This is a genomic window from Mesorhizobium sp. WSM3626 (genome assembly GCF_000513935.1).
GTDB classification, from domain to species: Bacteria; Pseudomonadota; Alphaproteobacteria; order Rhizobiales; family Rhizobiaceae; genus Mesorhizobium; species Mesorhizobium salmacidum.
This window is the reverse complement of the sequence record NZ_AZUY01000003.1, coordinates 259,116-270,222: the sequence shown is the minus strand read 5'-3', so window position 1 is coordinate 270,222 and position 11,107 is coordinate 259,116. Positions and strand designations below refer to the sequence as shown.

Below are 11,107 nucleotides of genomic sequence, written 5' to 3'. Positions count from 1 at the left end.
AGTTCGACGCAGGCGCCGAGATAGGTGTTCATCGAGCGCTCGCCATCGGGGGTGACGAAGATCATCGAGCGCGCCGTCGGCGGCTCGCCCTCGAGCGGCCTGGTGTCGAAGGCGACGCCCTGCGCGTGGATGTCGTGCGCGTAGATTTCGCCCAGNGCATCGTTGGAGACCTTGCCGAAGAAGGCGGCGCGTCCGCCGAAGGAGGCGACACCGGCCGCCGTGTTGCCGGCACTGCCGCCGGAGGCCTCGATCGCCGGGCCCATGCGGCTGTAGAGCAATTCGGCGCGGTGGGTGTCGATGAGNTTCATCGCGCCCTTGATGATGCCGTTGNTNTCGAGGAAGTCCTCCTCGCACTGGGCGATGATGTCGACAATCGCATTGCCGATGCAAAGCACGTCATAATCCGGCATCAATGTCTCCGCCAAAAACCCGAGCCGGCTTCTTGCCATGCCCGCGCGGGTCTACAGCATGACCCTGAAAACTGGCAACCGATTTTCTGTCGTTGCCGGCGTGGCGGCGAGGCCCGTCCTTTGCCGAAGAAGCCCGCGACTGCGCGCCTGCAAGACAGTTCTGCAGTTGGTTTTCGTTGTACCCAGGCGTTACGACAATTCGATCGTGGCCGAAGCATTTCGCCGTGGCGTTGCCTAAAAGGGCTTGTTCGATCCCGATCCGAAGGCGGCAAGCCCATGTCAGCAAAGAGCGATACGACCACCGACCTGGTGTTGCTCGGCGTGCTGGCGGTGCTGTGGGGCGCGTCCTACACTTTCATCAAGATCGGCGTCGAGACCATCCCGCCCATCACCTTCATTGCGGCACGCACCCTGATCGCCGGCGCCATCCTGTTCGCCGTCGTCCGCTGGCGCGGGCTTGCCATGCCGGGCGACGCGGCAAGCTGGCGCCGCTTCGCCTTCCAGGCCTGCCTCAACAGCGTCGTCCCGTTCACGCTGATCGCCGCCGCCGAGCGTTCGGTCGACGCCGGCTTTGCCACCATCCTCAACGCCACCTCGCCGATCTTCACCTTCCTGCTGACGGCGCTCATCACCCGCCATGAGCCGGTGACGGCACGCAAGCTGGTCGGCGTCGGCGCCGGCATTGCCGGCATCTGCCTGATCGTCGGCACGCAGGCGCTTGGCGGCATCGGCCACCAGCTCTGGGCACAGCTAGCCATCGTCGCGGCAACGGTGTGCTATGCGGGCGCCGCGATCTTCGGCCGCGGCTTCAGGGGCCTCGATCCGATGCTTCCCGCCGCTGGTTCGATGCTGTGCGGCGCCGTCATGCTGGTGCCGCTCAGCCTGGCGGTCGACCAGCCGTGGATGCTGGCGCCTTCGGCGGCTTCCATCCTCGCTTTGCTCGGCCTGTCCGTGTTTTCGACGGCACTGGCTTTCGTTATCTATTTCCGTCTGATCCACACGCTGGGGTCGGTGGGCACGACGTCTCAGGCCTATCTGCGCGTGCCGATCGGTGTCGGCATTGGTGCCGTGTTCCTCGGTGAAAGCCTTGGTCCCACGGCTTGGCTCGGCATGGGTTTCGTCGTTGTCGGCGTGGCGGCCATGACCATACCGGCCCGCAAGCCGGCCTCCGCCCGATAGGCAGATTTCGGGTGAGTGCGAGGCTGGCAACGGCCCGCGCTTGTGCTCGCGGGCCGCACTGCCTATCTCGGGAACGTCCTGCCTTGTGGCTGTGTCCGCTGACCTTGGGGTGAAGCACGGTGATTTTCGACGCTGCCCGCACCGCGGCCCTGGAGTTGCTCTCGCCTCCGTTTCGCTCCGTGTTCATCAAGACGCTTGGCCTGACCCTTTTGGCGCTGGTCGCCCTGTGGTTCGGCCTGACCAGCCTTGTCGAATGGCTGGTCCTGCCGTGGCTCCAGACATTGTTGCCCGGTATACCGTCCTGGGCCGGTTGGCTGGGCGGACTAATCGCCGCGATCGCGTTGGCCTTCGGCATGGCGCTGCTGGTCGCGCCGGTCACGGCCGTCATCGCCGGCCTGTTCCTCGACGATGTCGCCGAAGTGGTCGAGCGCACCGACTACCCCGGCGACCCGGCCGGACGCGCCATGCCGGCATTGCGATCGCTGGTGCTGGCAATAAAATTCTTTGGCGTCGTCATCCTGGGCAACATCGTCGCCTTGCTGCTTCTGCTGGTGCCGGGCATCAACATCGCCGCCTTCTTCATCGTCAACGGCTACCTGCTCGGACGCGAATTCTTCGAATTCGCCGCCATGCGCTTTCGCCCCGAGGAAGATGCGAGGGCCCTGCGCCGGCACTATGCCGGCACGGTGTTTCTCTCCGGGCTGGTTATCGCGGCCTTCCTCGCCGTGCCGCTGCTCAACCTGCTGACGCCGCTCTTCGCCGCCGCCATGATGGTACATCTGCACAAGGCGGTCTCGGCACGGGAAGCGGCCCGTCCCGCACGCGGTTGAGCCTTCAGCGCAGGAGAAAGCCGCGCCCCAGCTCGTCGTCCGGTTCGACAATGAATTCGGCTCGTCCGGAATAATAGGCACGGCCGCCGACGCGGGCGACAATCGCTTCGTGCGGGCCGGCCTTCGCCGTTCGCGCCACCACCCCGGAAAAGCGCGAGCCGGCGATGCTCTCGAAAATGCGCTTCTGCCCGATGGCGATCTCGCCCCTGGCATGCATGGCCGCCAGCCGGGCGGTGACGCCGGAACCGGTCGGCGAGCGGTCGACCTCCGCCTCGGCGAAGACGCAGACATTCCTGGTGACTTCCCCGGAAAAGACGTCCTTTCCGTCGGTCAGGATGGTGCCGTAGAGGAAGGCGAGGTCATCATGATCGGGATGCGATAGCGGAAACTCGGCCTTGAGCCGGTTCGTCAGCGCGGTTGCCGCGTCGACGAAATCGCGCACGCGGTCGCGGCCGAACTCCAAGCCGAATTGATGACAGTCGGCCAGCGCGTAAAAGGCGCCGCCATAGGCGACATCGAAACCGATCTTGCCATATTCCGTCAGCTCGATCTGTTGGTCGCCAGCAAACAGAAAGGCCGGCACGCTCTCGAACGACACCGAACCGGCCTTGCCGTCGCTGACCGCGACCGAGGCGACGACCAGGCCGCACGGCGCCTCGATGTTCACGGTGGTGAACGGCTCCTGCTTGGCCACCAGCCCTTGATCGATCGCATAACGGCCGAGCGCGACGATGGCGTGGCCGCACATGGTCGAATAACCCTCATTGTGCATGAACAGCACGGCCAGGTCGGCACCGGGCAAATCGGTCTCGACCAGCAGGGCGCCATACATGTCGTAATGGCCGCGCGGTTCGAAGATCAGCAGTTTGCGCAAATGATCGAGATGGTCGCGCACATAGGCGCGCTTCTCCAGGATGGTGCCCTTGGGAATACTGGGATAGCCGCCCGTGACGATCCGGAGAGGCTCGCCGCCCGTATGCATGTCGACGACAGTAAGGTTCATGCAGCCGGCCTGTCCTAACCCTGGGATTTGCCGTACAGCGCCTGCAGCTTGCCGAACGGCATGGCGGCGCGAGTGAAGCCGAACGTGCCGTCCTGCTGGATTTCGCGCGCCGCCGTCTCAAGCATGCCGTAGGCGAAATTGGGCCCAAGAGAGATTCGCTTCGCGCCAGCCATGGCAAGGTCGGCGATGGTGAAGCCGGGCCTCGCCATGACATTGACCGGCTTGCCGACCGCCGAGCACAAGGTCCGTACCATCTCGACGTCGCCGATGCCCGGCGCATAGAGCACGTCGGCGCCAGCCTTTTCGAAAGCCTGCAGCCGCTTGATCGTGTCGTCGAGGTCGGACTTGCCCCAGAGGAAATTCTCGGCCCGCGCCGTGAAGACAAAGTCGCGCTTCAGCGCCCGCGCCGCCTCCACCGCGGCGGCGACACGCTCGACCGAGTGCGAAAATTCATAGATGGGCTTCTCCGGAACTCCGGTGTGGTCCTCGATCGAGCAGCCGGCAAGCCCGGCGGCTTCCGCCGCGAAAATGGTCTCGGCGGCCTGCTCGGGGCTGTCGCCCTTGCCCTTCTCGAGATCGGCCGAGACCGGCAGTTCGGTCGCGGCCGTCACCTCGCGGCAATGATGGATCATCTGGTCGAAGCTCACGGCGCCGTCCGGCAGGCCGCGCGAAAAGGCAAAGCCGGCGCTGGTCGTGGCCAGTGCCTTGAAGCCGAAAGAGCCAAGCAGCTTCGTCGTGCCCGGATCCCAGGGATTGGGCATGACGAAGGTCGAGGCATGCAGGTCGCGAAAAATCTTGCCCTTGTCCATGAATGCTCCCCCATGACGAGTGTCGGGGCGGATGCTACCGCGCTGTTCGTGGCCGGGCAAACGAATGCGGTTGGTTCAGAAGCGTTTCTCGTTGTCTGCTGCCAATTTCTCGAAAGCGTCGGAATCGGCGACATAGCGCGCCGTTTTCTTGTCCCAGCGGTAGGTTACGGAAATGTCGTTCGAGACGGCCTTCGGGGCGGGTTCGTCGCAAGTCTCTTCGCCAGGCACTGTCTTGTCGGTTATCGTCGCCTTGATCGCTGCGTAGGGCGAGCCATCGCTCAAAGCCTGGAAGGTCAGGTCCTGGGAGCGCCGGTAGGAACAGACATTTTCGTCGAACGTGTTGATGAGGTCGATCAGCTCAAAACGGTCGTCTCGCACCAGGATAAGCGGCGTCGACATGTAGCCCTGGTTCGAATTGAAATGCGTGCTGGAGATCATCAGCGCATCGTCACTGGCGCCGAGCGAAAGTTTGCCGGGGTGGCGAAAGAAGGTGAAACGGTCGGTCGCCACATTGACGGCATCGAGCAGCTTCGGTTTGCCGGTGAGGTCATAAAGCGCCAGCACCGCATAGCCCTCCGTGCTGTCGGGCGACTCGCCGAGGTCGAACAGCATGGCCAGCCGGTCCTTGCCGCCGGCTTTGATGCCAAGTACGCCGGCGCTGAAAACGCTCGGTGCCTCTGGTGGCGAGCTGTCATTGTCGGGACCGGCAATGTGCCGCATCTCGATAGGCGAGGAACCGACATAATAGTCGGCCTTCGCCGTCAGATCCGGAACGACCATCCTGATGAGATCGGCATAGGTCGTATCGGCGTGGCCGGCGATGGGTTTGCCGAGGTCCGGGCTGGCGGCATCCTGGGCGCCGGCCGCGCCGCACAGCAATGGCAGCAACAGGCAGGCAAGGACGAGCCGATGCAAAAATCCTGACATGCTTGATATCGTCCCCTAACCGCAAGCACCGCGAAGCTAACATGGCTTGCCGGGCCGCGCAGCTACGGCATGTCGCGGCGGATAGGATTCGCCCGACCTGCTGTAAGCTTCTGATTTTATGCATGTCGTTATCCCGGGCGACATGCATTAGCCTATCCGGCCGGCGAAATCAGTGGATCGGCACCAGTCCGGCGAGTTCGCGCATATCATCGAACAGGATGCCGCCGGCCTGGATCAGGCCGTCGCGGTCGGAATAGGGGTCTCCATGATAGGAAAACACCCGCATGCCGGCGGCGATCCCGGCCTGCGTGCCGGCGACGCTGTCCTCGACGACGATACAGTCGGCGGGTGCGAAGCCCATGGTTCTGGCGGCGTGCAGGAACAGGTCGGGGAATGGCTTGCCGCGCGATACCATGGTGGCGCTGAACATGGCATGTTCGAACAGCGGCAACAGCCCGGTCTGGCCAAGGGTTATGTGCATCTTGGAGATCCTTGCCGAGGTGGCGACGCAATAGGCGATGCCGGCCGCGCGGACCGCCTCGATGAACTCCCGGACATAAGGGATCGCCTCGACGCCATGTGCGAACAGATCCGGCAGGCCTGCATTCCAGCGCTCGACGAAATCGGCGCCGAGCCTGACGTCGGTCGTCTCTTCGATCTCCTTCTGCACCGAGACCATGCTTCGGCCGGAGAAGTTCTTGCGGCAATATTCGAAGGTCGTTGGATAGCCAGTCGCGCTAAGCCATTCGGCCAGCCGCCGGTTGGCGAGGTTCTCGGTATCGACCAGGATCCCGTCGCAGTCGAAGATGACAAGCTTTGGCAGCGGCCGTGTTTCAGTCATATTGGATCAGCCTACCCGGCAAAACGGTTCGCTGTGCCGAAACACAGCCATGCATCAGGCGGTGCCGGTCGATCCGAATCCGCCCGAGCCGCGCGCCGTGCCGCCGGCCAGCGAACGCTCTTCCACCGCCACCTGCGTCACGGCGGCGAAAACGATTTGGGCGATCCGCATGCCGCGCGTCACGGCGAAGTCCTCGTCGCCGAGATTGACCAGCAGCACCTTCAGCTCGCCGCGATAGTCGCTGTCGACCGTGCCCGGTGAATTGAGGACGGTGAGGCCATGTTTGAAGGCAAGGCCCGAGCGTGGCCGCACCTGGCCTTCCATGCCCTCGGGAATTTCCAGGATCAGCCCGGTCGGCACCAAGGCGCGCTTACCCGGCAGGATCAGAAGCGGCCGGTCTTCGGGCACCGCCGCGCGCAAATCCATGCCGGCGGCGCCGGCGCTTTCATAGGCGGGAAGCGGAAGACCCTCACCATGCGGCAACCTGACGAAGCCGACGGTCGGACCGATGACGGAAGGTGTTTGAAGGGCTGCGCGCATAAAATCGATCCTATCGGCGCGATTGCCGATTCGGTCAACTCGACCGCAGGGCTATCAACGGCTTTCTTTCGGGCATCACTGTGGCCTGAGGACGGCTCAACGCACTTCCATCGGAACCATCGTCGTCTCCTTGATCTCCTCCATGACGAAGGAGGCGGAAACATCCGACAAGGCCACCTTGGCGATCAGCCGCTGGTAGAGCCGGTCATAGGCTTTCACGTCGGCGACGCGGGCGCGCAGCACATAGTCGAGATCGCCGGACATGCGGTAGACGCCGATGATTTCGGGCAAGCCCGCCACCGCGGCGCGGAATTTCTGCAGCCAGTCCGGGTCGTGGTTCGATGTGCGGATCAGGATGAACACCGAAAGGCCAAGTCCGAGCTTCTCGGCATCGACCAGCGCCACGCGGCCGGTGATGACGCCAGCTTCCTCCAGCCGCTTGACGCGCCGCCAGCAGGCATTGCGCGACAAGGCCACCCGCTCCGACAGCTGGTCGACCGACAAGGTGCCGTCGCGTTGCAGTTCGGCGAGCAATTTCCGATCAAGTTCGTCGATTGCCAGTGTCATGTGAGATGTTTGTCCCATGAAGTCGCAAAATACAAGGATATTTTGGGACCAATGAACCGGTGAGGCGTGTCAGGATACTCATATCGGAACGCAAGCGCTGAAGGGGAACCAGCATGTCGATCGCAAGGATTTTCACCTCCCATCCGGCCAAGGTCGGCGAAACCTATTTCGGCCATATGGCTTTCGCCGCATGGTTTTCGTCGCGCCTGCTGATGGCGGCGGGAGCAGCATTTGTTCACGCTTTCTTGCCATTTCTCTTTGAGACTACCGCCAGCCGAATCATTCGCGAGCTCTACGAGCGGACGCACAACAGAGGCACACACGCGATCAACGAGCCCGCTGCTCTTCCGGATCGCGCCTAAAGGAAGACGGAAGCGATGTGCCGGTGGGCGGCCTATCTCGGTGAAGCGGTCTTTCTCGAAGACATCCTCACGGCGCCCTGTCACTCGCTGATCGCCCAGAGCCACTGCGCCCAGGAAGCGAAGTCGCCGACCAATGGCGATGGTTTCGGCCTTGCCTGGTACGGCGACCGGCCGGAGCCCGGTCTCTACCGCGACATCCTGCCGGCGTGGTCCGATCCCAACCTGAAGAGCCTGTGCCGGCAGATCAAATCCGGCCTGTTTCTCGCCCATGTGCGGGCCTCGACCGGCGGCGCCACCAGCCGCATGAATTGCCATCCGTTCATCTCCGGCCGCTGGTCGTTCATGCACAACGGCCAGATCGGCGGCTTCGAGAAGATCCGCCGCGCGCTGGAGAACTCGTTGTCCGACGCTGTCTTCGACCAGCGCGAAGGCACCACCGATTCCGAACTGTTTTTTCTGCTCATGATCGACGAAGGGCTTTCGTCCGACCCGCAAGGCGCCGTTTCCCGCGCCACCTCCCGCGTGCTGGAAGCCTCGCGCCGCGCTGGTCTCGAGCCGGCGCTGAAATTGACCGCCGCCTTCTCCGACGGACAGGCGCTGCATGCGGTGCGCTATGCCTCCGACGCCCAGGCGCCGACGCTCTACACATCCATCTTCCGCAAGGGCGCTGGCCGCTGCATCGTTTCCGAACCCTTCGATCGAGAGGGCGGCGACTGGCAGGCGATCCCGCCATCGAGCTTCGTCACCATGACAAGGGACGGCATCGACATTCGTCCGTTTGCGCCGGTTGCGGCGAAGCTGGCGCTGGTTGGGTAACCTCACTTTCGTGCATCTGGTTAACGTCGCGGGACAGCGCCCCCTCTGTCCTGCCGGACATCTCCCCCACGAGGGCGGAGATCGGATACCACGACGGCTTTCGCCAATTTTCAGCGTTGAAGAAAAGGCGCCGGAGCCGACGCTGCCAATCTCCCCACCCGTGGGGGAGATGTCCGGCAGGACAGAGGGGGGCGCCGTAGAGTGCCGACCTCAACGCAATCCCAATCAAGCGCGGGCCTCCAATGAATGCTCAACTCTGCTTGAAGCCACGCCGCTGTCCGCCATCTTGACGGGCAGGCGGCAGCAAGCCGGAGCCTCGATCATGGACCTTGCCTTTTCCACAGCCACCGATCTCGCCGCCGCCATCGCCGCGCGCAAAATCTCCGCCGTCGAAGCGCTCGACGCCCACTTCGCGCAGATCGACAGGCACAACCCTGCCGTCAACGCCGTCATCTCGCTCGACAGGGACGGGGCTCGCGAGCGTGCCGGGAAGGCAGACGCGGCACTGGCGCGCGGTGCCACACCTGGGCCGCTGCACGGCGTCCCCTTCACGCTGAAGGACATGCACGAGACATCTGGCATGAAAACCACGGTAGGTTTCCCGCCCTTCTCCAACTATGTGGCGAAAGAGGACAGCCCGGTCGTTAACAGGTTGAAGGCAGCCGGCGGTGTGCTGATGGCCAAGACCAATGTCGCCACCATGCTCTCCGACTGGCAATCGGACAATCCGCTGTTCGGCCGCACCAGCAATCCCTGGAATCTCCAACGCACCCCGGGCGGATCCAGCGGCGGCGCCGCTGCCGCCGTCTGCACAGGCATGACACCGTTCGACGTCGGCACCGACATGCAGGACTCGATCCGCCTTCCCGCGGCGTTCTGCGGCGTCTACGGCCTGAAGCCGACGGAACATCGCGTTTCGCTGGCCGGAGCCTTTCCGGATCCAGGCGGTGCCGCGCGTAGCGTGCGGCTGATGTCCTGTCTCGGCCCACTGGCGCGCAGCATCGACGATTTGGCGTTGATCTATCGGATCATCGCCGGCCCGGACGACCACGACACCGACCTTGCGCCAGTGCCGATCGAGGCCATGCCGAAGCTCGACCTCCAAACTCTGCGCATCGCTTTCGCGCCCTCCTTTCCCGGGTTCCCAGTGGCCGGCGGCATCAGTGCGGAGGTCGAAAATCTCGCAAGACGACTGCAAGACGCCGGCGCCATCATCGAGGAAGCGAAACTGCCCAAGCTCGACCTGCACGACGATCTTGCCCAGGGCGGCGCGCTGATCGGCATGATCATGGAGGCGGCGCAGCAGGAACCGCCGGAGGAGCCGACATCGGTCTCGCGCTGGTTCGAGGCGCTGGCCCGCCGCGACAAATCCATTCTCGCCTGGGACCGTTTTTTCGAGGATTGGGACGCGCTGCTCTGCCCGGTCGCCATGACCACGGCATTCCCGCATTGTGCGCCGGGCACCGCGATCAAAGTCGACGGCAAGGACCAGAGCTACTGGATGTTGCCGGCCTACGGCGCCGTCTTCAACTACAGCGGCCATCCGGCGCTTTCGATACCTTGCGGACAGGACAGCGACGGCCTGCCGATCGGTCTGCAGCTTGTCGGTGGACGCTGGTCGGAGGCGCGGTTGCTCGCCATGGGCAAGGCGGTGGCGCCCTTGACCGGCGGCTTCAGTCGTCCGCCCGGCTATTGAGCGAAGCGCGAGAGTCCGTAAGGCGCCAGCAGCGGGTCGCGCTTGCCGCGCCGGCGCCAGCGTGATGCCGGAATGCATGACCGCTATGTAGACGCCATCCATGCCTTCGGCGCGGCCGATGATCGGAAAGCCGTCGATAGGTGTCGGCCGGTAGCCGACCGTGTGGAAATCCAACTCAAGTCCGTCGCTGTCGCGCAACATGGCTTTCGTGGCCGCGAACAACGCGCGGGCGGTGGCTTTGGCATCCATCCCCGGATCGGCGCCGCCGAAGTCCGAGCCGGCGATGATGCGGCCTTCCGCCGTCTGGCGCATGTGCAGCCGCTCGGCCAGCACCAGTCCGTTGAGCAGCTTCTTGTATGGCCGCGAATGGACGATCAGGCCGGGCGGGGTCTCGATCGGCAGGTTGATGCCGGCGGTCGCGGCAATGTCCGGCGAGCCGACGCCTGCCGCGATCACCACCTCGTCGGCGGCAATCAGCCCATGCGATGTGCCCACGCCGGTTATCCTGCCATTGGTCTGGATCAGCGCCGTGACCGTACTGGAACGGATGCGCGCGCCGCGCTGTTCGGCATCGGCCAGCAGGGCCTTGGTGGCTGCGACCGGCTCGGCAACACCTTCCTCGGCGACATGCAAAGCGAAATCCGGCGGTTCGGCGAGATTCGGCTCGATGCGCGCCGCGCCGGCACGGTCGACGCGCTCGATGCCGTAGCCCCAGGCTGAATGCTCCGCGGCATAGGTTTCCATATCCGCCGCCGAAAGATCCCAGCACAGGCCGCCGCACCAGTTGAGCGGCAGGCCGGGCAGGTCTCTCGCCAACCGAGACCATTCGGCCATGGCGTGGCTGCGCAGCCGGAAATAAGGCTCCGGATTGCCCCAGCTGGCATTGATCCAGGCAAAGGAATTGGGCGTCGCGACACCCCCGGCCTCGCTGTCGGCGACGACCGTTACCTGGGCGCCCGCTTTGGTCAGGTGCCAGGCAATCGACGCACCGATGATGCCCAAGCCGATGACGATCACTTGTTTGCCGGCGCTCATCTTCGCTCCTGATCCAAGGGTGACATGTCATCCAAGTGCCATCCTGTCTGCCGCTTGCCAACATCGAATGCCGTAAAAAAGGCAGTTTGACA

The 11,107-nt window shown here is 64.1% G+C and carries 12 protein-coding genes and 1 pseudogene; 5 read left to right on the top strand and 8 right to left on the bottom strand.

The window, feature by feature from the left end; translation table 11 throughout:
• A partial coding sequence (locus tag M653_RS0104335) for an adenosine kinase (RefSeq protein ID WP_027142196.1) occupies positions 1 to 410 on the bottom strand: 410 nt, incomplete at its 3' end.
• Positions 411 to 686: 276 nt separating this feature from the next.
• Between M653_RS0104335 and M653_RS0104330 the strand changes: the two genes are divergently transcribed.
• Both M653_RS0104330 and M653_RS0104325 read left to right on the top strand, forming a co-directional pair.
• A complete protein-coding gene (locus M653_RS0104330; RefSeq protein ID WP_027142195.1) occupies positions 687 to 1,589 on the top strand; it encodes an EamA family transporter in 903 nt (300 codons plus the stop codon).
• 119 nt (positions 1,590 to 1,708) lie between these two features.
• Complete coding sequence (locus tag M653_RS0104325; protein ID WP_027142194.1) at positions 1,709 to 2,419, top strand: sulfate transporter family protein; 711 nt, start codon at positions 1,709 to 1,711, stop codon at positions 2,417 to 2,419.
• A gap of 4 nt (positions 2,420 to 2,423) precedes the next feature.
• On the opposite strand, the gene M653_RS0104320 is transcribed toward M653_RS0104325, so the two are convergent.
• From M653_RS0104320 to M653_RS0104295, 6 genes are all read right to left on the bottom strand, one after another.
• Positions 2,424 to 3,422 carry a proline racemase family protein gene (locus M653_RS0104320; RefSeq protein WP_027142193.1) on the bottom strand — a complete coding sequence of 333 codons (999 nt, stop codon included), beginning with the start codon at positions 3,420 to 3,422 and terminating at the stop codon, positions 2,424 to 2,426.
• 14 nt (positions 3,423 to 3,436) lie between these two features.
• A complete protein-coding gene (locus M653_RS0104315; RefSeq protein ID WP_027142192.1) occupies positions 3,437 to 4,231 on the bottom strand; it encodes an oxaloacetate decarboxylase in 795 nt (264 codons plus the stop codon).
• A gap of 75 nt (positions 4,232 to 4,306) precedes the next feature.
• Entirely contained in the window at positions 4,307 to 5,158 is an 852-nt protein-coding gene (locus tag M653_RS0104310; protein ID WP_027142191.1) for a hypothetical protein, read from the bottom strand.
• 169 nt (positions 5,159 to 5,327) lie between these two features.
• Positions 5,328 to 5,999: an HAD family phosphatase gene (locus M653_RS0104305; RefSeq protein WP_027142190.1), complete on the bottom strand. Its 672-nt coding sequence runs from the start codon at positions 5,997 to 5,999 to the stop codon at positions 5,328 to 5,330.
• Positions 6,000 to 6,053: 54 nt separating this feature from the next.
• Positions 6,054 to 6,539, bottom strand: a complete 486-nt coding sequence (gene dut / locus M653_RS0104300; RefSeq protein ID WP_027142189.1) for a dUTP diphosphatase — start codon at positions 6,537 to 6,539, stop codon at positions 6,054 to 6,056.
• 96 nt (positions 6,540 to 6,635) lie between these two features.
• A complete protein-coding gene (locus M653_RS0104295; protein WP_027142188.1) occupies positions 6,636 to 7,106 on the bottom strand; it encodes an Lrp/AsnC family transcriptional regulator in 471 nt (156 codons plus the stop codon).
• A gap of 113 nt (positions 7,107 to 7,219) precedes the next feature.
• Between M653_RS0104295 and M653_RS0104290 the strand changes: the two genes are divergently transcribed.
• The 3 genes from M653_RS0104290 to M653_RS0104280 all read left to right on the top strand — a co-directional run bounded on the left by M653_RS0104290 (position 7,220) and on the right by M653_RS0104280 (position 9,980).
• Positions 7,220 to 7,468 carry a DUF6356 family protein gene (locus M653_RS0104290; RefSeq protein ID WP_027142187.1) on the top strand — a complete coding sequence of 83 codons (249 nt, stop codon included), beginning with the start codon at positions 7,220 to 7,222 and terminating at the stop codon, positions 7,466 to 7,468.
• 15 nt (positions 7,469 to 7,483) lie between these two features.
• Positions 7,484 to 8,284, top strand: a complete 801-nt coding sequence (locus M653_RS0104285; RefSeq protein WP_027142186.1) for a class II glutamine amidotransferase — start codon at positions 7,484 to 7,486, stop codon at positions 8,282 to 8,284.
• A 322-nt stretch (positions 8,285 to 8,606) separates the two neighbouring features.
• Positions 8,607 to 9,980 (top strand): amidase, encoded by a 1,374-nt coding sequence (locus M653_RS0104280; RefSeq protein WP_027142185.1) that lies wholly within the window; start codon positions 8,607 to 8,609, stop codon positions 9,978 to 9,980.
• On the opposite strand, the pseudogene M653_RS1000000135295 reads toward M653_RS0104280, so the two are convergent.
• Positions 9,974 to 11,015: pseudogene (locus tag M653_RS1000000135295) on the bottom strand (FAD-dependent oxidoreductase). The gene M653_RS0104280 and the pseudogene M653_RS1000000135295 sit on opposite strands and share 7 nt — an antisense overlap.
• Positions 11,016 to 11,107: the final 92 nt, after the last annotated feature.